We start from the raw sequence: 23,589 nt of genomic DNA, 5'->3' as shown, positions 1-23,589 counted from the left end.
ATCGCGGCCCTCATACCATCGATAGATGCTGCTTGCGTGTCGGCGGCGCAAAGGCCCGGTCAATCGCGCGAAAATCTTCACTGCTGAGCACCAGGTTGGCCGCCGCCGCGTTCAGGCGCACATGCTCAAGGTCCACCGCCTTGGGAATGGCAATCACGCCGTCCTGGCGAATCACCCAGGCCAGGCTCACCTGCGCCGGCGTCGCACCATGGCGCTCGGCAATCTCGGCCAGGGCCGGGTGCTTGAGCAAGCGCCCGGCCTGGGCCAGCGGGCAGTAGGCCATGGTCGGCAGGTTACGCTTGTGGCTCCAGGGCAGCAGGTCGTATTCGATGCCGCGCTGGGACGGGTTGTAAAGCACCTGGTTGGCCGCGCAATCACCGCTCAGCCGATACAGCTCGCGCAGGTCGTCGACATCGAAGTTGGACACGCCCCAACGGCCGATCTTGCCCTCAACGCGCAAGCGCTCGAAGGCTTCGACGGTTTCCGCCAGCGGGTACTGGCCACGCCAGTGCAGCAGGTACAGGTCGATGTGTTCGGTGCCCAGGCGCTTGAGGCTATGTTCGCAGGCCGCGGGAATGCCTTTGAGGCTGGCGTTGTGCGGGTACACCTTGCTGACCAGGAACACCTGCTCGCGACGCCCGGCAATGGCCTTGCCAACGACCTTTTCCGCGCCGCCTTCGGCGTACATTTCGGCCGTATCGATGAGGTTCAGGCCCAGCTCGATACCGTGCTGCAAGGCGGCGACTTCGGCGTGCTGGCGGGCCGGGTCTTCGCCCATGTACCAGGTGCCCTGGCCGATGGCCGGGATGTTGTGTTCGGCAAGTTTCACGGTACGCATGTCACCTCCTGTGGGCGGATATGTTCAAGCAATACATCGAGCAGCGCCTGCGCCGCTGCCGAGAGTTTATGGTCGGCCAGCAGGGTCACGCCAATACGCCGTTCTATACTCGGTTCTACCAGCGGCACGCAACGCGCACCCAGCTCCTGCATCTGGCCGATGCACAGCGCCGGCACGGCACTGACGCCCAGGCCGTTGGCAACCATGCGGCCGATGGTCGACAGCTGATGGCTTTCAAAGGCTACCGCCAGCTTGCCGTGTTCGGCGGCCAGGTGCTGCTCCAGCAGCAGGCGCACCGCCGAAGGGCGTTGCAGGGCAATGAAGTCTTCGCCCAGCAGTTCACGCCAGCTTACCTTTGGCTGTTGCGCCAGCGGCGAGTCGGCCGGCACCACGGCGACGAAGCGGTCCAGGTACAGCGGCGTGAAACGCAGCGGCTCGCTGGCTTCGGGTTCGAAGCCGATGCCCAGTTCGACGCGGCGGTGGCGCACCAGTTCCAGCACTTGTTCGTTGATGACGTCGTGCACCGTGACGTTGACCCTCGGGTAGCGCTGGCGGAATACCTTCAGCGCCGCCGGCAGCAGGTTGCCGGCAAAGGCCGGCATGGCGGCGATCGACACCCGCCCAAGCTGCAGGGTAAAGCGCTGGCGCAGCAATTCTTCAGTGTTGTCCCAGTCGGCCAGCAGTTGCCGGGCCAGCGGTAGCAGCACCTCGCCCTCCGGCGTCAGGCTGACGCTGCGGGTGGTGCGGCTGAGCAGGGCGCCGCCGAGGTTGTCCTCCAGGGCCTTGATGGTCAGGCTCAGGGCAGGCTGCGACAGGTGCAGGTGTTCGCCAGCCTGGGCAAAGCTCTGGTATTTGGCGACGGTGACGAAGGCGCGCAGCTGTTTGACGTTCATCGGGCTAGGCTATTCTTTTGAAAAGTTAATCAATCGATCATAAAAACAAAATTAACAAATAAGTGCTCAGGGGTGAAGATGGTTCAAACGCTCGCCGACACCCCTGTCGGATCAACAACTACAAAAGGCGGATCAGCATGGCCGGACTGGACAAGCGCGTAGCAACCTATGAACAGGCCCTTGAAGGCCTGACCGACAACATGACGGTACTGGCCGGTGGTTTCGGCCTGTGCGGCATCCCGGAAAACCTCATTGCCGAAATCAAGCGCCGTGGCGTCAAGGGCCTGACCGTGGTTTCCAACAACTGCGGCGTCGACGGCTTTGGCCTGGGCGTGCTGCTTGAAGAGCACCAGATCCGCAAGATGGTTGCCTCCTACGTGGGCGAAAACGCCGAGTTCGAGCGCCAGCTGCTCAGCGGCGAACTTGAAGTGGAACTCACCCCGCAAGGCACCCTGGCCGAGAAAATGCGCGCTGGCGGCGCCGGCATCCCGGCCTTCTTCACCGCCACCGGCTACGGCACCCCGGTCGCCGAAGGCAAAGAGGTGCGCGAATTCAACGGCCGCAAGTACATCCTTGAAGAGTCCATCACCGGCGACTTCGCCATCGTCAAGGGCTGGAAGGCCGACCACTACGGCAACGTTGTGTACCGCAACACCGCGCAGAACTTCAACCCGCTGGCCGCCACCGCCGGCAAGATCACCGTGGTCGAGGTCGAAGAGATCGTCGAGCCGGGCGTGCTGCTGCCGAGCGAAATCCATACCCCGGGCATCTATGTCGACCGGGTCATCGTCGGCACCTTCGAGAAGCGTATCGAAAAACGCACCGTCAAAGCCTGACCCGACCCCAGAACAATAAAGAGATCCTGACCATGGCACTTACCCGCGAACAAATGGCCCAACGTGTAGCCCGTGAACTCAAGGATGGCTACTACGTCAACCTCGGCATTGGCATCCCGACCCTGGTGGCCAACTACGTCCCGGCCGATATGGACGTAATGCTGCAATCGGAAAACGGCCTGCTGGGCATGGGTGAATTCCCCACCGAAGCGCAGCTGGACGCCGACATGATCAACGCCGGCAAGCAGACCGTCACCGCCCGCACCGGCGCCTCGATCTTCAACTCGGCCGAATCCTTCGCCATGATCCGCGGCGGTCACGTCGACCTCACCGTGCTCGGCGCCTTTGAAGTGGACGTGCAAGGCAACATCGCCTCGTGGATGATCCCCGGCAAGCTGGTCAAAGGCATGGGCGGGGCGATGGACCTGGTGGCCGGTGCCGACAACATCATCGTCACCATGACCCACGCCTCGAAGGACGGCGAGTCCAAGCTGCTGCCGCGTTGCAGCCTGCCGCTGACCGGCGCCGGCTGCATCCGCAAGGTGCTCACCGACCTGGCATACCTTGAGATCGAGAACGGCGCCTTCATCCTGCGCGAGACTGCGCCGGGGGTGACGGTTGAAGAGATCATCGAGAAGACCGCGGGCAAGCTGATCGTGGCGGATGATGTTAAAGAAATGACCTTCTGATCTGAGTTTTTCGTAGTTCTTGCTGGCCTCATCGCTGGCAAGCCAGCTCCCACAGAGTGGACCTTGTGGGAGCGGGCTTGACCCGCGATGGGGCCTTGTGCCGTTCCAATAAAACCAATAAAAGGAAAATCCCGTGGCCGCTGATATCCAAGACAGCCGCTCCGCCCGTTTTGCCCTGCGTTGCTCGAACTGGGCCGAACGCTGGTTCCCCGACTCCTGGGTGTTCGCCGCCCTGGCCGTGGTGCTGGTGTCGGTCGCTGCCCTCGCCATGGGCGGCAAACCCACCGATACCGCCAAGGCCTTCGGTGACGGTTTCTGGAGCCTGATCCCGTTCACCATGCAGATGGCTTTCGTGGTCATCGGCGGTTACGTGGTGGCCAGCTCGCCACCTGCGGTCAAGCTGATCGACCGCCTGGCGCGCCTCCCCAACAACGGTCGTTCGGCGGTGTGCTGGGTGGCGTTGATCTCGATGGTCGCCTCGTTGCTCAACTGGGGCCTGTCGCTGGTGTTCGGCGGTTTGCTGGTGCGCGCCCTGGCCCGGCGCAGCGACCTTAAAATGGACTACCGCGCCGCCGGTGCCGCCGCCTACCTGGGCCTGGGTGCGGTGTGGGCCCTGGGCCTGTCGTCTTCGGCCGCGCAACTGCAGGCCAACCCGGCCAGCCTGCCGCCGTCGATCCTGGCGATCACCGGGGTGATCCCGTTCACCGAGACCATCTTCCTCTGGCAGTCGGGGGTGATGCTCGCCGCGCTGGTGGTGGTTTCGCTGGTCGTGGCCTATGCCACTGCGCCGGGCCCCAACAGCGCCCGCAGCGCCGAAGCCTGCGGCGTCGACCCAAGCTTCTCGGCACCGCCAACACCGCAGCGCACCCGCCCGGGCGAGTGGCTGGAGTACAGCCCGATCCTGATCCTGCTGCTGGTGGCCCTGGCCGCTGGCTGGCTGTACAACGAGTTTTCGACCAAACCTGCGATCACCGCGATTTCCGGGCTGAACACCTACAACCTGCTGTTCATCATGGCCGGTGCCTTGCTGCACTGGCGCCCGCGCAGCTTCCTCGATGCCGTGGCCCGTGCGGTACCGACCACCACCGGGGTGCTGATCCAGTTCCCGCTGTACGGCTCGATCGCGGCGATCCTGACCCAGGTCCAGGGCGCCGATGCGCAGAGCCTGGCGCACCACATCTCGACCTTCTTCGTACAGATCGCCACCCACGACACCTATGCCTTGCTGATGGGCGTGTACTCGGCGGTGCTGGGCTTCTTCATCCCTTCGGGCGGCGGCAAGTGGATCATCGAAGCGCCGTACGTGATGCTGGTGGCCAACGACCTGCAGTACCACCTGGGCTGGGCGGTGCAGATCTACAACGCCGCCGAGGCGCTGCCGAACCTGATCAACCCGTTCTACATGCTGCCGCTGCTGGGCGTGCTGGGCCTGAAGGCGCGCGACCTGATCGGCTTCTCGTTCGTGCAGTTGCTGGTGCACGTGCCGCTGGTGCTGTTCCTGCTGTGGATCCTCGGCACCACCTTGCAGTACACGCCGCCGGTGATGCCGACGCCTGCGGGTTGATCAGCCAGGAATCATCGCAAAGCCGACGCCGAAGCGGTTCCAGGCGTTGATGGTGGCGATGGCCAGGGTCAGGTTGACCACTTCGGCTTCGCTGAAGTGCTCGAGCAGCGCGCGGTACTGGTGCTCCGGGGCGCGCTGGTCGGGCAGGCGGGTCAGGCTTTCGACCCAGGCCAGCGCCGCCCGCTCGCGCGGGCTGAAGAATTCGGTTTCGTCCCAGACGCTCAGGGTCTGCAGGCGCGCTTCGCTTTCGCCGCTTTTGCGTGCATCGTTGGCGTGCAGGTTGACGCAGTAGGCGCAGCCATTGATTTGCGAAGCACGCAGGCGCACCAGTTCCAGCAGCGAATTCTCAAGCCCCGATTTACCCAGGGCCATTTCCAGGCCGACCATGGCTTTGTAGGCTTCAGGCGAGTGTTTGGCCCATTCGATACGATTGCTCATTGCTGCTCTCCGCTAAGGTCCGCCACAGGCGGCGATGGCGCTACCTTAGCGCCAGGTACGGCGTACTCGAATAGCCAATTTTGCCCTTTGTCAGGAGGCCAATCAGTCAAGGGCCTGGAGCACGTCGCGCAGGCGGTCCAGGGCCGGGTCGATGTCCAGCCGTTCGATGGCGCCAAAGCCCAGCAGCAGGCCCTGGCGCACCGGCACGCGGGCATGGAAGGGCGCCAGTGAATACAGGCCGACCTCGACCTTGCGCGCCATGCTGATCAGAAACTCCACGTCCAGCTCGCCCCGGGCCAGGGCGCTCAGGTGATAACCGGCAGTGGCCGGCACCACTTCGAACCAGGGCGCAAGATCACCCTGCAGGCGGGCCAGGATGCATTCGCGGCGCGCGGCATAGACTTCATGCACGCGGCGGATGTGCTTTTGCAGCGAGCCTTCGCTGATGAACTGCGCCAGCGCCCACTGGTTGAGGGTCGGGGTGTGCCAGTCGGTCAGTTGCTTGGCGATGCAGATCGCCTCGCGCAGCGCTTCGGGGACGATGCAGTAACCCAGGCGCAGCTCCGGCAACAGTGTTTTGGAGAAGGTCCCGACATAGGCCACCAGGCCGTGGCGGTCGAGGCTTTGCAACGAGTCGGTGGGCCGCCCTTCATAGCGGAACTCGCTGTCGTAGTCGTCCTCGATGATGATCGCGCCCAGCGCTGCGGCACGTTCGAGCAAGGCCTGGCGGCGCGCCGGGCTCATCGGCATGCCCAGCGGGAACTGGTGCGACGGGGTGACGTAGATCAGCCGCGTACCCTCGGCGATCTGCTCGACGCACATGCCCTCGGCGTCGACCGGCACGCATTGCAGCTCGGCGCCCTGGGCCAGGAACAACTGGCGCGCCGGGGTGTAGCCGGGGTCTTCCATGGCCACCTGGCAACCGGGTTCGACCAGCACCCGGGTGATCAGGTCCAGGGCTTGCTGGGCGCCGTTGCAGACCACCACGTCCTGGCTGCTGCAACGCACGCCGCGGGCGAAGGCGATATGCCGGGCGATCGCCTCGCGCAACTCCGGCAGGCCCTGGTGGGCGCTGTAGCGGGCGCTGCTGTGGCGGATCTGGCGCAGGGCGTATTGGCTGCAGCGGCGCCAGTCATCGAAGGGGAATTGCACCTTGCTCGAGGCGCCGCCGATAAAGTCGTAGCGCAACATCGGCAGTTTGAGGTCAGCCAGCGGGTTGGCCCGGGCCTGCCATTTGGCCAGGGTGGCGGCGCTGGCCAGGGGGATGCTGGTACTGGGTGGTGGGTTGCGGGTGGCGGCAGGGGTGATAAAGCTGCCTTTGCCGACCTGGCCGCTGAGCAGGTTGTCGTAGGTCAGGCGCGAATAGGCTTCGGCCACGGTCTTGCGTGACACCCCCAACTGCTCGGCCAGCAAGCGGCTGGGGGGCAGTTGCGTGCCGGCCGCCAGGCGGCCGCTGTCGATGCCGTCGCGCAACTGCTGGTAAAGCTGCTCGGCCAGGCCCTTGCGGCCCTGCAGGCTGATGTGGAGTTCCATGGTGAGGGGCGTATCCGCAGGCGTTTGTCTGGCGTTCAGGTTACCTGATTCGCTGCCGTTGATCCCCTGGTGCAACGCCTATGCCCGCAGCGCGCCACACTCAACAGGTCGAGGTTCGCCGGCACTGCGGCGAACCGCTTGCGTGCACAGGAGAATCACCATGAGCCTGCGTTATCTGCCGGGTTTGAGCCTGTTGCTGGCGGCGACGGCCCAGGCCGCCACACCGGTGCCGGTCTATCACTATGGTATGCCCGTGGATGTCGCCCGGGTGCTGCAACTGAGCGAACCGGCCAGCGACACCTGCGAGGTGGTGCTGGCCAGCATGGTCTATGTCGACTCCGCGGGCCGGCAACACAGCCTGCAGTACCTGAAACTGGCCCGGGTCTGCACCGACCGCGGTTAGTCCCAGGCTGGCGCCAGGCTCTCGGGGCTGGTCAGGCGCAGGCCGCTGTCGAGGGCGGCGATCCTGCCCATGTCGTCAGCGCTGAGCTTGAGTTCGCGGGCCTTGAGGTTGCCGGCCAGGTTCTCGCGCCGGGTCGAGGACGGGATCACCGCATAACCCAGCTGCAGGGCCCAGGCCAGGGTCACCTGCGCCGGGGTGGCGCCGTGCTGCGCGGCGATCTGCTCGATCACCGGGTCGTGCAGGACCTTGCCGTAGCCCAGGGTCATGTACGAGGTCACGGCAATCCCCTGGCGGTGCATGAAGTCCACCAGCCTGCGGTTCTGCAGGTACGGGTGCAGCTCGATCTGGTTGGTGGCGATGGCGTTCTTGCCGACCACCTCAATGGCTTGGCGCAGCAGGTCGATGGTGAAGTTGGACACGCCGATCTGCCGGGTCAGGCCCTGCTTTTGCGCTTCGGCCAGGGCGCCCATGAACTCGCTGACCGGCACTGCGCCCTGGGGCGATGGCCAGTGGATCAGGGTCAGGTCGAGGTAGTCGCTGCGCAGCTTGTGCAGGCTGTCCTTGAGGCTGGGGATCAGCTTGTCGGCGGCCAGGTTCTCGGTCCAGATCTTGCTGGTGATGAACAGCTCGTCACGGTCGATGCCGCTGGCGGCCACGGCCTGGCCGACCTCGGCTTCGTTGCCGTAGATCTGCGCGGTGTCGATGGCGCGGTAACCGAGTTCGAGGGCGGTGGCCACCGAATCGATCACGACCTGATCCTTGAGGCGGAAGGTGCCAAGGCCAAGGGCGGGAATAGTCATGAGCGGGTTCCTCCGGTGCGGGCGTTGATAAACAAGACGTGCAGTATTGCGACTGTGCCCGCGCAGAAAAATGCCCGTTGCCGCACAAGCTTTTTGCTTGCAGCGCACGAATGCTCCGGCAGTGGTAGCCTTGCAGGGTCAGTCGCAACGGATTTGGCCATGGCCCAGCACAAGCTCAGCATTCGTCAACGCAACGTTGACAACATCCTTCTGGCAGCGGAAAAGGTCTTTGCCGAAAAAGGCTTCGCCGGCACCGCCATGGCCGACATCGCCGAGGCCGCGCAGCTTCCACGCAGCAACGTGCACTATTACTTCAGCACCAAGGCCGAGCTGTACCAGGCGGTGCTGTTCGGCCTGCTCGATGTGTGGAAGCAGGATGCCCTGTGTTTTGAACTGTATGACGATCCGCGCATCGTGCTGAGCAGCTACATCCGCGCCAAGATGAACCATTCGCGTACCCGGCCCCATGGCTCCAAAGTCTGGGCCAACGAGATCATCCATGGTGCGCCGAACCTCGGCGCGGCGCTGGACGACCCGCTGTACGACTGGGCGAAAATGAAAGAAGCGAAGATCCGCCAGTGGATCGAAGACGGGCGGATCCTGGCGGTGGAGCCCTCGGGCCTGCTGTACATGATCTGGGCCTCGACCCAGCACTACGCCGACTTCAGCCACCAGGTCGGGCTGCTCAACGATCACCAACCGCTGTCGGAGCTGCAGTTCGAACGGGCGGTACAGACGGTGACCAGTGTGATCCTCAGGGGGATCGGGCTTGAGCCCTGATCAAAAGCATCGCTGGCAAGCCAGCTCCCACAGGTACTGTGGATGCTGATCTTGTGGGAGCTGGCTTGCCAGCGATAGGGCCCTGATCGTCAAAAGCTGAACTCGATCTCCTCGTACAAGCTTCCCGGCTCCAAGCCATCGGTGCTGTGCAACTCGCTCTCCTTGCCCAGCGCCTCCAGCAACGGCCGCCGTGGCACTTCGGTGCCGGCCTCGGGGTTGCCGTGCTTGCCGGGCATGGTCGACAGAACGCTGGTCAAGCGTTGTGGCATGCCAGCCTTGCCGCGTTTGTTGAAGCCGCCCCAGAGGCTTTTTGGCGTGGCATTGAGGCTGCCGTGGTGGCCGACCTTGTACAGGTCGACGTCTGCCAGCAACGCGCGAATGTCCGGCTGGCTCAGTGCGTAACTCCAGTTCTCGATCTGCGCATCGCCCGGGAACAGCAGCTTCTTGCCCGCCACTTCAAACAGCAGGATCAGGCTGGTGTTGTTCATTGCCTTATCCAGCGCGGTGACGATCTGCAGCAACTGCTCGCCACGGGCTTCGCGCACCCGCCGGGCGATCCAGCGGGTGCTCATCGGCAGCTTGCTGCCACGGGTCGCCGGGTAGTCGGCAAAGGGCCCGGGGTCGTCGTCCGGCGCAGTGACCTGGGCATCGACCAGTTGCCGCTGCAGGTGCCAGAACTCGGCCGGGTCACGGCTGCGCTGCTTGCGGATCGAGGTGCTCTGCTCGACCGTGGGCGGGCCGAGAACATGGGTACGCACACCGGGCAACAGCTCGGCCAGGGCATCGTCGCTGCCAAAAAAGGCATAGGCGTTGCGTTTGCCCATACTCGCCAGGTTGTTCACCGCGCTGGCGTTGGAGATGTTGTCTTCGCCGATAAACCCCAGGCGCCTGGCCAGCTCTGCGGACAACCCATGCTTGCCCTGGTCGAGCAGCTTGACCACGGCGCAGGCCAGGGCATTCATGCTCTTGAGGGTCTTGGCCATGCTGCGCGCGCCGCGCAGGCCCGGTTGCTCGGGGGCAATGGCGTCTTCGGCCAGATCCAGCTGTTCGGTCCAGGGTTGCAGCACCAGCTCCGGTGCCAGGCTGCGAATAACATCGCCACTGGCGGTGCCGGCGCGATTGCTGGCAAAGCCGCTGATATGGTCGGCGTGCCGGTGGGTGGCGACCACCGCATCGAGCTTGCCCGCACACTTGGCCTTGATGTCTTCGGCGATCGCTAACAGGCGCTGGCCCTGGGCAACGCCCTTGGGCATGCCCATGGAGCCGAAGTCGATCAGCACATGGCGGCGTACGTCACCGGGGTAGTTGAAACGCAGCAAAAAACAGTCGCCAAAACCGACCTGGTAGGCATAGAGGGTCAGGCTGGTCGGGTTCATGCTTGCTCCTCGCGCAATGGGCCGACCTGCCAGGCGCGCTGGCGGTGCAGTTGCGCCAACGGGTTGCGCAGGTCCAGCTCGCTGGTATCGAGACCTGCCAGGTAGCTCAAGCGCCGCAATTGCCACTGGCCGTCGTTGAGCGGGCGCTGGACGTGATACTTGATGCGCCCGTACTGGTCGAAAATCAGCGTGCCGGCGCCGTAGACGGTGAGCGCGTCGGTGGTCTTGATCCAGGCCGGGCGCGGGCTGATGTTGCACACGCTCTTGAGCTCGGCGCCAAAGATGTTGGCCTTCATGATGTATTCGCACACGCTCTCGCGCAGCAGCAGGCCGTCGGTGCCCAGGCGGATGCTCGGGCGCACCGACACCACCTCGGTGTAGGCGCGCTCGTCGATGCCCAGCACCGCACGGTTCTCCCAGAGAAAACGGAACACCTCTTCGTCGTCGCGCAGCATCGAGTCGAAGTGGCTGTTGCGGTATTGCACCTGGCCGTTGTCGGCAAAGCCGTGCCAGCAGCCGTCGCTGTCGGTGCGCGCTGGTGGCGGATTGATGCCGAAGGCTTCGAAGGTGGTGCGGATGATCAACCGGTAGTCGTAGCGCGAATCGTCCGGGGCCACCTGGGCATCGACGGTGAGCAGGGCGGCCAGGTAGTCGCCGAACTCCAGGTCCAGCGGCGGGCAGTAGTCCAGGGCGCGGATGGCGATGGTCAGCAACTGGTCGGCGGCCTTGGCGCCTTCTTCAACCACTTCGCGCAGGTTGTACAGGTTGTCGCCAAAATTGCCCAGCTCGCCCAGGCGCGCCACCCACAGCGCGAGCATGCTCCGAAGCATGGCGGCGGCGAAAACTTCGCCACGGTTGTGGGCTTCGGCGAACTGCTCGTCGCTCAGGTAATCCGCCGACGGCGGCAGCATCACCGAGCGGCGCAGGGCATTGGCGCGCAGGCCTTCGAGTTGCTGGCCGAACTCTTCGCCGATACCGAACAGCAGCGACTCGGCAAGGTTCTGCGGGCTCAGCTGGTCGCCGTTGAGCAGCCGGCGATCGCCCTGTACGGTGAGCTCGATACGCCCGCCATTGGTCAGGGCGTACTCGATGATTTCGCGCAGGGAAAACACCGACAGCAGCGCCACCACGTCGGCAAAGCCTTCGTGGAAGGCTGCCTGATCGGGCCCCGAGGCATTCATGAAGCCGCCGCGCAGGCCGTCGAGAATCGCGTGGGTGGCCTCGTGGGCGACGATGTCGTGGGACAGGCAGGTGAACACGTGCCGGCCGTCGAGGCCCTTGAAATAACCGAACATCAAGGCGCGGTCGGCCCGCGAGTAGAAGGCATTGGCCTCGACGAAAGCATGCGGCACCACATGCAACTGGTGGCCCTCGAAGCCCCAGCCGACCCGGCGCCCCAGGGCCATCTCGAAGCGCGCCAGGGTGCGCATGACCACCGCGTAGACGTGCTGGCAGTGGAACGCCGGATTGCCCAGCAGCGCCTCGCCGGGCTGATCGAAGGGGTCGATCATCGCGCCGCTGGTGGCGTCCTGCTGGTAGGCGTGGGCGTGGTACAGCTGGTTGCGCGAGGCGTCGAAGTCGACCACCTTCAGGCGGTAGCCGGTGGGGCCCAGGCCGAGGGTTTCCAGCGGCACGCTGACCCGGGCGAACAGCAATTGGCCGCGGGCATCACGCACCGCCGGGTCCTGGGCGAGGATGGTGAAGGTCTGGCTATTGGCTTTGACGACCATGGGCAGCACTCCTGTGCACCAGGCTTACATCATTGGAAATACTCTCAGGGTAGCTTCAATGGCTCGTATTCCAAGGGCGTTTCGTTGCCCTTGCGGTCGATCCGGTAGTGCTTGCCATCGCGTTGTACGATGGCCTGGCCGTCGCGAAAAAAACCGGGTCTGTCATAGATATAGGGCAGGACCACCTTGCCATTAAGGTCGATAAAGCCCCATTTACCTTCTTTTGCCGCGCTCAGCAGATTGTCGTTGATCAGCCGTCCGCCCCAGGTATTGTAGGCGAAGCCGTCGTATTCGAAAGGCAGCACCACTTTGCCGGATGTGTTCATCAGGCCGCTTTTTTTGCTGGCGCTGTCGTTCAGCAGCACATAGCCCTTCTCGGTAATGGGCCGCGAGCTGAAGCGCACGGGGATCACCTGCTCGCCCTTGCGGTTGATCATGCCGAACAGGTTGCCTTTGGCGACTACCGCCAGGCCATCCTTGGCGTCGTCGAAACCCTCTACCCAGTCATACTCGAACGGCACCACGGTGCGGCCCCGGGTATCGATGTAGCCACACTCGGAATACGTCAGGCAGACGCCTGCCAGGCCATCGCTGAACGGCCCGGGGCGCTTGTAGAGGGTCGGGATGAGCAACTGCCCCTTGCGGTCCATGTAGCCCCATTTGTTGTTGATGCGAACGGCTGCCATGCCTTCGTGGTAAACCGGTTGCAGCTCGATGGACGGCGCAACGATGACCTTGCCGCTGGGGTCTTTAAGGCCATACAGGTCATTTTCCTTGAAACTCACCGGGTCGGCGGGGGTGGCGCTGCAGGCCGCCAGGGCAGCGCCCAGGCACAGTAACGGGAGGGAGCGAAAGAGGGCCTTCAATTCAGTGCATTCCTTGGCAAGGCGAGGTAAGGGCAAGGCGCGCACCTTAGCCGATCGCGCCGCACTTGCCCAGCCATTCAACCGCGGGCGAAAGCCTCAAGGCCGGCGCCTTCGAGGCGGTAGCGCACCCATTCATCCTGGGGCAGGGCGCCCAGGGATTTATAGAACTGGATGGCCGGCTCGTTCCAGTCGAGCACGCTCCACTCCAGGCGCCCGCAGCCGTTGGCCAGGGCTTCGACGGCGATATGACGCAGTAACTGCTTGCCGGCACCGCCACCGCGTTGCTCGGGGGTGATGTACAGGTCTTCGAGGTAAATGCCGTTGCGCCCCAGCCAGGTCGAGTAGCTGTAGAAGTACACCGCATAGCCAATGGCCTGGCCGTCGCGCTCGCAAATCAGGCTCAGGGCCTTGGCGCCGTCGTCGAACAAGGTGCGTTCGATGTCGGCCCGGGAGGCGATTACTTCGTGGACGGCGCGCTCGTAGTCGGCAAGCTCGGTGATGAAGGCGAGGATCTGGGCGGCGTCTTCGCGCCGCGCGGGGCGGATGGTCAGGCTCATGGCAGGCTTCCGGCGGGTGAGGTAATCGCCCATGTTAGCCGGAACCGGCCTTGAGCGTCATCGCTTCGCTGCGCAGCCATTTGAGCAACAGGGCAAAGGCCAGGCTGGCCAGCGCAGTCATGCCGGCCAGGGGCCCGGCGCTGCCATCGGAGAGCTGGCCGATGACCAGGCTGCACAGTGCAGTGAAGGCCATCTGGATGAAAAAGAACAACCCCGAGGCGCTGCCGGCGATGGCCGCATAAGGCTGCAGCACCGCCCACTGGCAGGCCGGAATGGCCAGGCCCACCGAGAGCATGATCAGCAGCATCGGCAGGATGATCGCCAGCAGCGCGTCGGGCCACAGCCGGGTGGCGAGCATCAGCAGCAGCGCGCCAGCCAGGTTGAGCACCAGGGCCTGGCCGAGCAAGGCATCGGCGCTGTAACGGCCACTGCGCCGGCGAAACAGCTGCGAGCCTACCAGGTAGCCACCGACGGTGACGGCGAACACCGCGGCGTACTGCGCCGAACTCAGGCCCAGGCGGCGTTGCAGCAGGGTCGAGGACTCGGCGATGAACGGGAAGTAGGTGCAGTAAACGCAGGCAATCGCCAGTGAATAGCGCATGAAGTAGCCGTCACCGAGCAGGCGCAGGTAGACCTTCAGCACCGGTTGCTGACGCAGCCCGGCCACTTGCGGCGGGCGGGTTTCCGGCAGGCGCAGGGCGATCAGCAGCAGGCTCAGGGCAGCGCTCAAGGTCAGCAGCAGGAAGATCCAGCGCCAGCCCAGGCCGGTTTCGATCAGGCTGCCCAGCACGGGCGCGATCATCGGCGACAGCGCCATACCCATCGACAGGTAGCCGAGCAACTGGCCCTGTTGCTGGCGGTCGAAGTGATCACGCACCATCACCCGGCCAATCACCGCCCCGCAGCAACCGCCCAGGGCCTGGAACAGGCGCGCGGCAATCAGCACCTCGACACTGCTGGCCAGGCTGCAGGCAAGGCTTGCCAGCAGGTAGATCGTGCCGCCGAGCAGCAACAGCGGGCGGCGGCCAAAACGGTCGCACAGCGGGCCGCTGATCAGCATGCTCAGGGCGTAGCCGAGCATGTACTGGGTCAGGGTCAGGTGCAACTGAGCGTCGCTGGCGTGCAGGGCGATGGCGATGTCGGGCAGGGCGGGCAGGTAAATGTCCAGGGCCACCCGCGGCAGGCAGACAATCATCAGCAGCAATAGAAGCCAGGTTCGCGGGCCGGGCGAGGAGGGGGTGGGCATTGAACGGTTCCTTGTGATCGATGCGCAGACCTTAACGGCCAATGTGGTTTAATCGGCAGCGCCATTAAGAACAAACCTGATTGGACCACTATGCGCACAGGCAAAGCCGCCATCGCCCTCGATCTCCCGCTGCCCACGGCATTGGCCCAGGGCAAGCAGCAAGGCGCCTATGCCGCCCTGCGCGATGCGATCCTCGACAAGCGCCTGGCGGCCGGCAGCCGCTTGCCCTCGACGCGCACCCTGGCCGAGCGTTGGCAGCTGTCGCGGGGCACCCTGGAGCTGGTGTTCGAGCGTCTGCGCGATGAGGGCTATGTCAACCGGGTGGCCGGCTCCGGTACCCGGGTGTGTGCAGTGGTGCCTGACGCCTTTATCGCTGCTGGCAGTGAGCCGGCAGCGGCGCCGGCGTGCCAGCCGCTCAGCGCACCGAGCACGGCCAGCGGCGCCGGTGTGCAGGTGGGTGTGCCGTTTGTCGCGCGCCTGGCCGACCCGGCGCTGTTCCCGCTCAAGGCCTGGTCCCAGTCGCTGGCCAAGGCCCTGGCGACAGCGCCGGCAGCCTTGCTCAGCTCGCCGGATGCGGCCGGGCTGCCGGCCCTGCGCGAGCAGATCGCCGACTACCTGCGCCGCTATCGCGGCATCCGCTGCACTGCCCAGGACTTGATCGTCACCAGCGGCATCCGCCAGTGCATCGACCTGTTGGCGCGCAGTGTTATCCGCCCGGGCGACAAGGCCTGTGTCGAAGACCCCGGCTACCGCACCGCCAGGTCGCTGTTTGCGCGGGCCGGGGCGCAGGTGGTGGCGGTGCCGGTAACCGCCGAGGGCATCGACGCGCAAGCGCTTGAGCGTCACCTGGATGCCCGCCTGGCCTGCGTGACCCCGGCGCACCAGTCGCCGTTGGGCGTGACCCTGTCGGTGTCGCGGCGGCTGATGCTGCTGGACTGGGCCAAGCGTGCCGAGGCGTGGATCGTCGAAGACGACTACGACAGTGAATTCAACTACAACAACGCACCGCTGCCGGCGCTCAAGGCCCTGGATCACGGCGACCGGGTGATCTACTGCGGCAGTTTCAACAAGACCCTGTTCGCCGGTCTGCGCGTGGGTTTCATGCTGGTGCCGGCGAGCCTGCGCGCACCGTTGCTGGCGACCCTGCAGGGCACCGGCGGCGCGGTCGGGGTTACCGAGCAACTGGGCCTGGCCGAGTACCTGGCCAATGGCAGCTTCGTACGCTACCTGAGGCAGGCGCGCCAGGCCTATCAGCAGCGCCGCGACCTGCTGCTCGCCTGCCTGGCCGAGCATGCGCCGGGCCGTTATGAGGTCAGCGGCCAGCAAGCCGGTTTGCACTTTGTCCTGTGGTTGCCGGCAGGGGCGGATGAGCAGGATTTTTGCCAGCGCGCCGCCGACCAGGGCCTGCAACTGCAACCGATCGGCAGCTTCTGCCAGCAGGTGCAACTGCGGCCTGCGGTGATGATCGGCTTCACCGCCCTGAGCGATGCGCAGCTGCGTTTTGCCGGGCGCAAACTGGCGGCATTGCTGCGCGAGGTTTCTTAATCGGCGGGTAACCGGCATGCTAGGACACGCTCGATTTCCCAAGGCCACTAAAGGAACCTGCGATGACCTGGTCAGCTGCGCAATACAGCACCTTCGAGAACGAACGCACGCGCCCGGTGCGCGACCTGGTGGCGGCGCTGCCCAACCACACAGTCGCCAGCGCCGTGGACCTGGGCTGCGGCCCGGGCAACTCCACGCAAGTGCTCGCCAGCCGCTATCCCGAGGCGCAGGTGACCGGCCTGGACAGCAGCGAAGACATGATCGCCGCCGCCCGCCAGCGTTTGCCGCAGCTGGCCTTCGAAGTGGCTGATATCGCTAGCTGGAGCGTCGATGAGGGTGTCGATGTGATCCTCGCCAACGCCTCGCTGCAATGGCTGCCCGACCACGCGCTGTTGTACCCGCAGCTGGTACGTCAACTGACGGCCGGTGGCAGCCTGGCGATCCAGACCCCGGACAACCTCGACGAACCGGCCCACCGCCAGCTTCGCGAGATCGCCAAACTGGGTAGCTGGGCCGGCAAGGTCGGTGACCTGAAACTGCCGCCACGGCACACTGCGGCCTATTACTACGATGTGCTCAGCCCCCATTGCCGGCGCGTGGACGTCTGGCGCACCACTTATTACCACCCGCTGGCAGGCGGCGCGCCGGCGGTAGTGGAGTGGTTCAAGGGCTCGGCATTGCGGCCGTATCTGGCGGCGCTGGATGCCCAGGAGCAGGCAGATTTTCTGCAGTATTACCTGCAGGCGATGGAGCAGGCGTATCCGCCTGCCGCCGATGGCACGGTGCTGTTGCCGTTTCCGCGCCTGTTTATCGTTGCTACACGCTAGACTTTGTACGAAAAGTGCCTGCGCGACGATCATGCTGCGTTGAAAACAGGCTCGGAATGCTCATTTACAACTCGAAAAGTCGTGCGCGACCCCGGCCGTTCCTCGCCTGTTTTCGCCTTGCCTGATCGCCGCTCGGCGACTTTTCGTACAAACCCTAGGCAATGCGCTGCTGACGCCGCGCCTGCCACTGGCGCATTACGTGCAGGTAGACCAGGCCGTTAACCAGCACCACCACCGAGCCGAGCACCAGCTGGATGCCAGGCGTCAGCCCCGCCGGGTAGATGATCGGCCAAATGTAGTGCTCGATGAAGCCGCCTTCATAACCGGCCAGGCCCGAGGCCTGGCGCAGGCGGTTTTCCCACTCGGTGAGCGGGCAGGTGAGGTGAAAGAACTCCACGGCCATGCCCCAGCTCATCGCCGGCAGATGCCACCACATCGCACCGCGCCATTTGAGCACCAGCAAACCGCCAAACAGCACGAAGACAATGAACAACAAGTGAAACAGCACCAGACCATCGGCGCCCAGGCGGTAAAGCATGACGATTCCTTCCTCGTGGGGATATTCCTGTAACCGTCATGATATAGGCATTCGTGCAGCGCTACGATTGCCTTCAGCGAGGGAGAGCCGCCAGGCCTCCCTCGCTGTTTTTGCTGCCTGCCTCAGGACGCTTCGCGATAGGGGTTGCGTGGGTCATGCAGCCAGTCGAGGAACGGCTTGCCAGTGTCCTGCGGGACCATCTCGATGCAGTCCTGTACCGGGCAGGTGATCTGGCACAGGTTGCAGCCCACGCATTCGGCGTCGATCACCTCGTAGCGGTGGCTGCCGTCGGTCTGCTTGAGGTTGGCGATGGCCTGGTGCGAGGTGTCTTCGCAGGCGATGTGGCAGCGCCCGCATCCGATGCACGCCGCCTGGTCGATCCTGGCCACCACCTGGTAGTTGATGTCCAGGTACTTCCAGTCGGTGGTGTGGCCCACGGCGCGGCCCTGGAACTCCTTGAGGCTGCGGTAGCCCTGGCTGTCCATCCAGCGCGAGAGGCCGTCCTTCATCTCGTCGACGATGCGAAAGCCATGCAGCATCGCCGCCGTGCACACCTGCACCGCGCCGCAGCCGAGGGCGACGAACTCGGCTGCGTCACGCCAGCTGCCGATGCCGCCAATACCGCAGATCGGCAGGCCGTGGGTGGCCGGGTCGCGGGCGATTTCGGCAACCATGTTCAAGGCGATCGGCTTGACCGCCGAGCCGCAGTAGCCGCCATGGGTGCTCATGTCGCCGACAATGGGGTGGGCAACCATGCGTTCGAGGTCGACGCTGGTGATCGAGTTGATGGTGTTGATCAGCGACACTGCGTCGGCGCCACCACGATGGGCGGCGCGGGCCGACTGGCGGATGTCGGTGATATTCGGTGTCAGCTTGACGATCACCGGCAGCGAGCAGTACGTCTTGCACCAGCGGGTGACCTGTTCGACGTACTCCGGCACCTGGCCGACCGCCGCGCCCATGCCGCGTTCGGGCATGCCGTGGGGGCAGCCGAAGTTGAGCTCGATGCCATCGGCGCCAGTGGCTTCGACCAGCGGCAAAATGGCTTTCCAGGATTCTTCGACGCAGGGCACCATCAGCGAGACGATCAGTGCGCGGTCTGGCCAGTCCTTCTTCACTTGGGTGATTTCGCGCAGGTTGATTTCCAGCGAACGGTCGGTGATCAGCTCGATGTTGTTGATGCCCATGACCTCGCGGTTGGCCCCGTAATGCGCCGAGTAACGCGACGAGACGTTGACTGCGGCGGGGTCTTCGCCCAGGGTTTTCCAGACCACGCCACCCCAGCCGGCCTGGTAGGCACGGACCACGTTGTAAGCCTTGTCGGTGGGCGGTGCGGAGGCCAGCCAGAACGGGTTGGGCGCCTTGATGCCAGCGAATTCGATCGAAAGGTCAGCCATTATGCAGCCTCCACATTGAGCATCAGGTGCGCATGCATGGCCTCGGCGGCCAGCTTGCCGTGCTGCACGGCCTGGACGGTAAGGTCCTGGCCGAGCTGGGTGCAGTCGCCGCCGGCATAGACGCCGGGCAGGCTGGTGCGCAGCTGCTCGTCGACGCGAATGCGCTCGCCCTCGCGGGCCAGCTGCTGGCCGCTGCTGTCGCTCAAGGCGCTGGCATCGAAGGCCTGGCCGATGGCTTTGAAGATCGCGTCGGCAGCCAGTTCGAAGGTCTCGCCGGTTGGCTGCAGGCGGCCATCGCTTAACTGCGTGCGGGCAAAGCGCATGCCGCGCACCCGGCCCTGATCGTCGAGCAGCACTTGTTCGGGCTGGGCCCAGGTCAGCAGGCGTACCTGGTTGTCCTTGGCGATGTGTTGCTCGTGCGCCGTGGCGCCCATGTCCTCGACGCCACGGCGATACACCAGGTTGACGTCGCGGGCGCCGAGGCGGGCCATCTGCACGGCCATGTCGATGGCGGTATTGCCGGCACCGAGGACGATGCAACGGTCGGCGACGGGCAGGGTGGTGAGGTCATCGGCCTGGCGCAGTTCGCGGATGAACTCGGTGGCGGCGAGCATGCCCGGTGCTGCCTCGTTGGCCAGGCCTAGCTGGCGCACGGCATTCAGGCCCAGGCCGAGGAACACCGCGTCGAACTGCAGTTGCAGCTCGGCCAGGCTGAGGTTGTCGCCCAGTACCTGGCCGTGGCGGATTTCGATGCCGCCGATCTGCAGGACAAAGTCCAGCTCGCGCTGGGCGAAATCGTCGACCAGCTTGTACTTGGCGATCCCGTATTCATTGAGGCCGCCGGCTTTGTCCCGGGCTTCGAAGATCACCACGTCATGGCCGTGCCAGGCCAGGCGGTGAGCGCACGACAGCCCCGCCGGGCCGGCGCCGACCACGGCAATGCGTTTGCCGGTGCTGGCGGCGCGCTGGAACGGGTGTTGGGCAAACTCGGCGTGGTCCACGGCATAGCGCTGCAACAGGCCGATCAGCACCGGCGCGCACTCCTGGTGGTTGTTGCGCACGCAGGCCTGCTGGCAGAGAATCTCGGTGGGGCACACCCGCGCGCAACTGCCGCCGAGGATGTTGGCCGAGAGAATTTTCTGCGCCGCGCCCTGGACGTTCTCCTGGTGGATGTTGCGGATGAACGAGGGGATGTCGATCTCGCTGGGGCAGGCGTTGACGCAAGGCGCGTCGTAGCAATACAGGCAGCGTGAGGCTTCAAGCGCGGCCTGGCGGGCGTTCAACGCTGGCGCCAGGTCGCTGAAGTGTTCGGCGAGGGTGGCGTTGCTTTCGGACGGTCGGGGGAGGTGGTTGAGGGAATCGATCACGGTGGGTTCCTCATTTTTTTATTTTTTTTGGGGAAGGCTTTGCCTTCCATCGCGGGTCAAGTCGGTGCGGCGACCCGACTTGACCCGCGATGCTCTTCAGCGCTTAACGGCGACCGGCCGGGAATGCTCGGCCCGCTTGCTGAGCAGGTCGAACACCGCCGGGTACGCCGGCCGTTCGATGTAGCGCCCGGCGCCGCGCTCGGCGCGCAGGTCGCCGTTGGCCCAGACCAGCTTGCCCTGGCTGATGGTGTGGCTGGGGATGCCGCGCACGGTCTTGCCTTCGAAGATGTTGAAGTCCACCTGCTGATGGTGCGTGGCCGCCGAGATGGTCCGTGTGCCTTGCGGGTCCCAGAGCACCAGGTCGGCGTCGGCACCGACGCGCAGGGCGCCCTTGCGCGGGAACAGGTTGAAGATCTTCGCGGTGTTGGTCGAAGTCAGGGCGACAAAGTCCTGCATCGACAACTTGCCGCTGTTGACCCCTTCGTCCCACAGCACTGCCATGCGGTCCTCAATGCCGGCAGTACCGTTGGGGATGCGGCTGAAGTCGTCGCGCCCGGCGGCTTTCTGTTCGGCGCAGAAGCAGCAATGGTCGGTGGCGGTGGTGTGCAGGTTGCCCGATTGCAGGCCGTGCCACAGCGCCTCCTGGTGGCCGTCCTGGCGCGGGCGGAACGGCGGGCTCATGACGTAACCGGCGGCGGTTTGCCAGTCGGGGTGGCGGTAGACGCTGTCATCCAGCAGCAGGTGCCCGGCCAGCACTTCGCCGTAGACCTGCAGGCCCTTGTTGCGCGCGTAGGTGATTTCATCCAGGGCTTCGCGGGTCGAAACATGCACCAGGTACAGCGGCGTGCCGAGGGTTTCGGCGATGCGAATGGCGCGGCTGGCGGCTTCGCCTTCGACCTGCGAGGGCCTTGATAGCGGGTGCGCTTCCGGCCCGGTAATGCCCTGGGCCATCAGCTTGCGTTGCAGGTGATAGACCAGTTCGCCGTTCTCGGCATGCACGGTCGGCACCGCGCCGAGCTCCAGGCAGCGCTCGAAGCTGGCGACCAGGGTGTCGTCGGCGGCCATGATCGCGTTCTTGTAGGCCATGAAGTGCTTGAAGCTGTTGACCCCGTGCAGGCGCACCAGTTCGCCCATCTCCTCGCGCACCTGCTCGCTCCACCAGGTCACGGCGACGTGAAAGCCGTAGTCGCTGGCCGACTTCTCGGCCCAGCCACGCCACTGGTGGAAGGCTTCGAGCAAGGACTGCTGCGGGTTGGGAATCACGAAGTCGATGATCGAGGTGGTACCGCCGGCCAAGCCCGCGGCAGTGCCGCTGTAGAAGTCTTCGCTGGCCACGGTGCCCATGAAGGGCAGTTGCATGTGGGTGTGCGGGTCGATGCCGCCGGGCATCAGGTACTGGCCGCTGCCGTCGAGCACTTCACAGCCGGCTGGCACCTCAAGGTCAGGGCTGATGGCCTTGATCACACCGGCGGCACACAAGACATCGGCGCGGTAGCTTTCTTCATGGGTAATCAGGGTGGCGCCACGAATCATAAGCGTCATCAGATGCTCCTCGCAGGCTTGACCGGTTGTTACCGGTTCTAGGTTTTGTACTTTTTTCAGCGTAGGCGAAAACCTGGCATCGCTGTCAGGAAATGAATCTAGTCGGCGATTTCAGATAGGGAAAATATTTAATTTATATGCATATAACAAGGTTAACTTACTGATTTATAAGAGTTATATGATTTGAGTGGTGCTGAGGGAAAACGACCAGTGGTCCTGTCGTTCTTGACAGGTTGTAGAAATGGTCAAGATTTCTCATGGGCAACCGTGATTGCCCACATGCCCGTGCAATGCAACCAACTCCCAAAAACACAACAACAGTGGAGCGGCCATGCAGCAGACCAGATCGCAGGTGAGCGAACGCGACGGCTTGTTCGAACTCGACGCCGGCAGCGACGTCCTCGACAGCCCCAGGTATAACCACGACATCGCCCCGACCAAGGTGCACGAGCGCACCTGGAACAAATGGCACATCACCGCGCTGTGGGTCGGCATGTCGATCTGCGTGCCGACCTACACCCTGGGCGGCGTGCTCACCGCCTATTTTGGCCTGACCGTGGGCGAGGCGCTGCTGGCGATTTTGCTGGCCAACACCGTGGTATTGATCCCGCTGACCTTGAACGCTTTTCCCGGTACCAAGTACGGCATTCCCTTTCCGGTGCTGCTGCGTTCGTCCTTCGGCATCATCGGCTCCAACGTACCGTGCCTGATCCGCGCCCTGGTGGCTTGCGGCTGGTTCGGCATCCAGACGATGTTCGGCGGCCTGGCCATTCACCTGTTTCTCGGCTCGCTGTCGGCGGACTGGAAAGCCCTCGGCGGCACCGGCGAGGTGATCGGCTTCATGCTGTTCTGGTGCCTGAACCTGTGGGTGGTGCTGCGCGGCGCCGAGTCGATCAAATGGCTGGAAACCTTGTCGGCGCCGCTGCTGGTACTGGTGGGAGCGGGCCTGCTGGTGTGGGCCTTGCCCAACGTTTCGATCAGCGAGTTGATGGCCCAGCCGCCCAAGCGCCCCGAGGGCGCCAGCGTCTACGGCTACTTCTTTGCCGGGCTCACTGCGATGGTCGGTTTCTGGGCCACCCTGTCGCTGAACATCCCCGATTTCAGCCGTTACGCCAAAAGCCAGAAGGACCAGATCCTCGGGCAGATCTTCGGCCTGCCACTGACCATGTTCCTGTTCGCCGCCCTCGGCGTGGTGCTGACCGCAGCCTCTGCCTCGCTGGTGGGTGAAACCGTGTCCGACCCGGTCAGCCTCATTGGCCATATCCAGAGCCCGATGTGGGTGGCGCTGGCCATGGCCCTGATCATCATCGCCACGCTGTCGACCAACACCGCAGCCAATATCGTCTCGCCGACCAATGACTTCCAGAACCTGGCGCCCAAATGGATCGGCCGCACCACGGCGGTGCTGCTCACCGGCCTGGTGGGCTTGCTGCTGATGGGCCATGAGCTGCTGAAAAAGCTCGGCTGGATCGTCAGCGACGTCAGCCTGGAGAGCGTCTATTCCAATTGGCTGCTGGGCTATTCGAGCCTGCTCGGGCCGATAGCCGGGATTATGGTGGTCGACTACTTCATCACCCGCAAACAGACCCTGGACCTCGCCGGCCTGTACCGCGACGACGTCTACCCGGCCTGGAACGCCGCTGGCTTCATTGCCTTCGGCGTGCCGGTGGCGCTGACCCTGCTGTCGCTGCACAGCAGCGCCTTCAGCTGGTTCTACGACTTTGGCTGGTTCACCGGCTCTGCCCTGGGCGGGCTGATCTACTACGCCCTCGGCAGCCTCAGGGCCGCCCGCACGGCCAACCTCAAACCCACCGTGTAAGCCCA

The 23,589-nt window shown here is 64.5% G+C and carries 22 protein-coding genes; 8 read left to right on the top strand and 14 right to left on the bottom strand.

All coding sequences use genetic code 11. The features are described from left to right. Positions 1–10 precede the first annotated feature (10 nt). The gene (locus UB48_RS03425) at positions 11–838 is read right to left on the bottom strand and encodes an aldo/keto reductase (RefSeq protein WP_045194089.1); all 828 of its coding nucleotides are present in this window, start codon (positions 836–838) and stop codon (positions 11–13) included. Continuing rightward, complete coding sequence (locus tag UB48_RS03420; RefSeq protein WP_045194088.1) at positions 826–1,731, bottom strand: LysR family transcriptional regulator; 906 nt, start codon at positions 1,729–1,731, stop codon at positions 826–828. Before UB48_RS03420 ends, UB48_RS03425 begins: the two co-directional genes overlap by 13 nt. A 137-nt stretch (positions 1,732–1,868) precedes the next feature. Between UB48_RS03420 and UB48_RS03415 the strand changes: the two genes are divergently transcribed. The 3 genes from UB48_RS03415 to UB48_RS03405 all read left to right on the top strand — a co-directional run bounded on the left by UB48_RS03415 (position 1,869) and on the right by UB48_RS03405 (position 4,820). Further along, positions 1,869–2,567 carry a CoA transferase subunit A gene (locus tag UB48_RS03415; RefSeq protein WP_045194087.1) on the top strand — a complete coding sequence of 233 codons (699 nt, stop codon included), beginning with the start codon at positions 1,869–1,871 and terminating at the stop codon, positions 2,565–2,567. Positions 2,568–2,599: 32 nt separating this feature from the next. Further along, entirely contained in the window at positions 2,600–3,256 is a 657-nt protein-coding gene (locus UB48_RS03410) for a CoA transferase subunit B (protein WP_045194086.1), read from the top strand. A gap of 133 nt (positions 3,257–3,389) precedes the next feature. Then, positions 3,390–4,820 (top strand): short-chain fatty acid transporter, encoded by a 1,431-nt coding sequence (locus UB48_RS03405; RefSeq protein ID WP_045194085.1) that lies wholly within the window; start codon positions 3,390–3,392, stop codon positions 4,818–4,820. On the opposite strand, the gene UB48_RS03400 is transcribed toward UB48_RS03405, so the two are convergent. Both UB48_RS03400 and UB48_RS03395 read right to left on the bottom strand, forming a co-directional pair. After that, complete coding sequence (locus UB48_RS03400) at positions 4,821–5,258, bottom strand: carboxymuconolactone decarboxylase family protein (protein WP_045194084.1); 438 nt, start codon at positions 5,256–5,258, stop codon at positions 4,821–4,823. Positions 5,259–5,360: 102 nt separating this feature from the next. After that, positions 5,361–6,791: a PLP-dependent aminotransferase family protein gene (locus tag UB48_RS03395; RefSeq protein ID WP_045194083.1), complete on the bottom strand. Its 1,431-nt coding sequence runs from the start codon at positions 6,789–6,791 to the stop codon at positions 5,361–5,363. A gap of 160 nt (positions 6,792–6,951) precedes the next feature. On the opposite strand from UB48_RS03395, the gene UB48_RS03390 reads away from it, so the two are divergent. Beyond that, a complete protein-coding gene (locus tag UB48_RS03390) occupies positions 6,952–7,194 on the top strand; it encodes a DUF2790 domain-containing protein (RefSeq protein WP_045194082.1) in 243 nt (80 codons plus the stop codon). Here the strand turns inward: UB48_RS03390 and dkgB are convergent. After that, positions 7,191–7,994, bottom strand: a complete 804-nt coding sequence (gene dkgB / locus UB48_RS03385; protein WP_045194081.1) for a 2,5-didehydrogluconate reductase DkgB — start codon at positions 7,992–7,994, stop codon at positions 7,191–7,193. The two genes, UB48_RS03390 and dkgB, sit on opposite strands and share 4 nt — an antisense overlap. A 159-nt stretch (positions 7,995–8,153) precedes the next feature. Between dkgB and UB48_RS03380 the strand changes: the two genes are divergently transcribed. Then, complete coding sequence (locus tag UB48_RS03380; protein ID WP_045194080.1) at positions 8,154–8,774, top strand: TetR/AcrR family transcriptional regulator; 621 nt, start codon at positions 8,154–8,156, stop codon at positions 8,772–8,774. An 89-nt stretch (positions 8,775–8,863) separates the two neighbouring features. Here UB48_RS03380 and UB48_RS03375 read toward each other — a convergent pair whose 3' ends face one another. The 5 genes from UB48_RS03375 to UB48_RS03355 all read right to left on the bottom strand — a co-directional run bounded on the left by UB48_RS03375 (position 8,864) and on the right by UB48_RS03355 (position 14,549). Beyond that, positions 8,864–10,150: a hypothetical protein gene (locus UB48_RS03375; RefSeq protein WP_045194079.1), complete on the bottom strand. Its 1,287-nt coding sequence runs from the start codon at positions 10,148–10,150 to the stop codon at positions 8,864–8,866. After that, on the bottom strand, positions 10,147–11,880 hold the full coding sequence (locus UB48_RS03370; protein WP_045194078.1) for a hypothetical protein: 1,734 nt from the start codon (positions 11,878–11,880) through the stop codon (positions 10,147–10,149). Before UB48_RS03370 ends, UB48_RS03375 begins: the two co-directional genes overlap by 4 nt. Before the next feature lie 44 nt (positions 11,881–11,924). Beyond that, on the bottom strand, positions 11,925–12,746 hold the full coding sequence (locus UB48_RS03365) for a WG repeat-containing protein (RefSeq protein WP_045194077.1): 822 nt from the start codon (positions 12,744–12,746) through the stop codon (positions 11,925–11,927). A gap of 77 nt (positions 12,747–12,823) precedes the next feature. Next, positions 12,824–13,303, bottom strand: coding sequence for a GNAT family N-acetyltransferase (locus UB48_RS03360; protein ID WP_045195638.1), 480 nt, complete (start codon positions 13,301–13,303; stop codon positions 12,824–12,826). A gap of 34 nt (positions 13,304–13,337) precedes the next feature. Beyond that, on the bottom strand, positions 13,338–14,549 hold the full coding sequence (locus UB48_RS03355; protein ID WP_045194076.1) for a multidrug effflux MFS transporter: 1,212 nt from the start codon (positions 14,547–14,549) through the stop codon (positions 13,338–13,340). Between the two features lie 90 nt (positions 14,550–14,639). Here UB48_RS03355 and UB48_RS03350 point away from each other — a divergent pair, with 90 nt between their 5' ends. Together UB48_RS03350 and tam are read left to right on the top strand one after the other, a co-directional pair. Next, the gene (locus UB48_RS03350; RefSeq protein ID WP_045194075.1) at positions 14,640–16,094 is read left to right on the top strand and encodes a PLP-dependent aminotransferase family protein; all 1,455 of its coding nucleotides are present in this window, start codon (positions 14,640–14,642) and stop codon (positions 16,092–16,094) included. 62 nt (positions 16,095–16,156) lie between these two features. Further along, entirely contained in the window at positions 16,157–16,921 is a 765-nt protein-coding gene (gene tam / locus UB48_RS03345; protein WP_045194074.1) for a trans-aconitate 2-methyltransferase, read from the top strand. A 154-nt stretch (positions 16,922–17,075) separates the two neighbouring features. Here the strand turns inward: tam and UB48_RS03340 are convergent, their stop codons facing one another. The 4 genes from UB48_RS03340 to hydA all read right to left on the bottom strand — a co-directional run bounded on the left by UB48_RS03340 (position 17,076) and on the right by hydA (position 21,765). Then, a complete protein-coding gene (locus tag UB48_RS03340; protein ID WP_045194073.1) occupies positions 17,076–17,459 on the bottom strand; it encodes a DUF2784 domain-containing protein in 384 nt (127 codons plus the stop codon). A 122-nt stretch (positions 17,460–17,581) separates the two neighbouring features. Then, a complete protein-coding gene (preA, locus tag UB48_RS03335) occupies positions 17,582–18,859 on the bottom strand; it encodes an NAD-dependent dihydropyrimidine dehydrogenase subunit PreA (protein WP_093387493.1) in 1,278 nt (425 codons plus the stop codon). After that, positions 18,856–20,223: an NAD(P)-dependent oxidoreductase gene (locus UB48_RS03330; RefSeq protein WP_045194071.1), complete on the bottom strand. Its 1,368-nt coding sequence runs from the start codon at positions 20,221–20,223 to the stop codon at positions 18,856–18,858. The genes preA and UB48_RS03330 overlap by 4 nt, the downstream gene beginning before the upstream one ends. A gap of 96 nt (positions 20,224–20,319) precedes the next feature. Continuing rightward, the gene (gene hydA, locus UB48_RS03325) at positions 20,320–21,765 is read right to left on the bottom strand and encodes a dihydropyrimidinase (RefSeq protein ID WP_045194070.1); all 1,446 of its coding nucleotides are present in this window, start codon (positions 21,763–21,765) and stop codon (positions 20,320–20,322) included. Between the two features lie 331 nt (positions 21,766–22,096). Between hydA and UB48_RS03320 the strand changes: the two genes are divergently transcribed. Continuing rightward, entirely contained in the window at positions 22,097–23,584 is a 1,488-nt protein-coding gene (locus tag UB48_RS03320; RefSeq protein WP_045194069.1) for an NCS1 family nucleobase:cation symporter-1, read from the top strand. Positions 23,585–23,589: the final 5 nt, after the last annotated feature.

This window comes from Pseudomonas sp. 2(2015), assembly GCF_000955865.1.
Taxonomy (GTDB): domain Bacteria; phylum Pseudomonadota; class Gammaproteobacteria; order Pseudomonadales; family Pseudomonadaceae; genus Aquipseudomonas.
The sequence above is the reverse complement of the archived record's forward strand: the minus strand, read 5'-3'. Positions and strand labels throughout refer to the sequence as shown.

Excerpts from the sequence above, each read along its gene's own strand:
- UB48_RS03375 (WP_045194079.1), bottom strand. The coding sequence starts at position 10,150 with ATGAACCCGACCAGCCTGACCCTCTATGCCTACCAGGTCGGTTTTGGC.
- UB48_RS03320 (WP_045194069.1), top strand. The coding sequence starts at position 22,097 with ATGCAGCAGACCAGATCGCAGGTGAGCGAACGCGACGGCTTGTTCGAA.
- UB48_RS03420 (WP_045194088.1), bottom strand. The coding sequence starts at position 1,731 with ATGAACGTCAAACAGCTGCGCGCCTTCGTCACCGTCGCCAAATACCAG.
- UB48_RS03370 (WP_045194078.1), bottom strand. The coding sequence starts at position 11,880 with ATGGTCGTCAAAGCCAATAGCCAGACCTTCACCATCCTCGCCCAGGAC.
- tam (WP_045194074.1), top strand. The coding sequence starts at position 16,157 with ATGACCTGGTCAGCTGCGCAATACAGCACCTTCGAGAACGAACGCACG.
- UB48_RS03340 (WP_045194073.1), bottom strand. The coding sequence starts at position 17,459 with ATGCTTTACCGCCTGGGCGCCGATGGTCTGGTGCTGTTTCACTTGTTG.
- UB48_RS03350 (WP_045194075.1), top strand. The coding sequence starts at position 14,640 with ATGCGCACAGGCAAAGCCGCCATCGCCCTCGATCTCCCGCTGCCCACG.
- UB48_RS03425 (WP_045194089.1), bottom strand. The coding sequence starts at position 838 with ATGCGTACCGTGAAACTTGCCGAACACAACATCCCGGCCATCGGCCAG.
- dkgB (WP_045194081.1), bottom strand. The coding sequence starts at position 7,994 with ATGACTATTCCCGCCCTTGGCCTTGGCACCTTCCGCCTCAAGGATCAG.
- UB48_RS03380 (WP_045194080.1), top strand. The coding sequence starts at position 8,154 with ATGGCCCAGCACAAGCTCAGCATTCGTCAACGCAACGTTGACAACATC.
- UB48_RS03400 (WP_045194084.1), bottom strand. The coding sequence starts at position 5,258 with ATGAGCAATCGTATCGAATGGGCCAAACACTCGCCTGAAGCCTACAAA.
- UB48_RS03390 (WP_045194082.1), top strand. The coding sequence starts at position 6,952 with ATGAGCCTGCGTTATCTGCCGGGTTTGAGCCTGTTGCTGGCGGCGACG.
- UB48_RS03410 (WP_045194086.1), top strand. The coding sequence starts at position 2,600 with ATGGCACTTACCCGCGAACAAATGGCCCAACGTGTAGCCCGTGAACTC.
- hydA (WP_045194070.1), bottom strand. The coding sequence starts at position 21,765 with ATGACGCTTATGATTCGTGGCGCCACCCTGATTACCCATGAAGAAAGC.
- UB48_RS03395 (WP_045194083.1), bottom strand. The coding sequence starts at position 6,791 with ATGGAACTCCACATCAGCCTGCAGGGCCGCAAGGGCCTGGCCGAGCAG.
- UB48_RS03355 (WP_045194076.1), bottom strand. The coding sequence starts at position 14,549 with ATGCCCACCCCCTCCTCGCCCGGCCCGCGAACCTGGCTTCTATTGCTG.
- UB48_RS03415 (WP_045194087.1), top strand. The coding sequence starts at position 1,869 with ATGGCCGGACTGGACAAGCGCGTAGCAACCTATGAACAGGCCCTTGAA.
- UB48_RS03360 (WP_045195638.1), bottom strand. The coding sequence starts at position 13,303 with ATGAGCCTGACCATCCGCCCCGCGCGGCGCGAAGACGCCGCCCAGATC.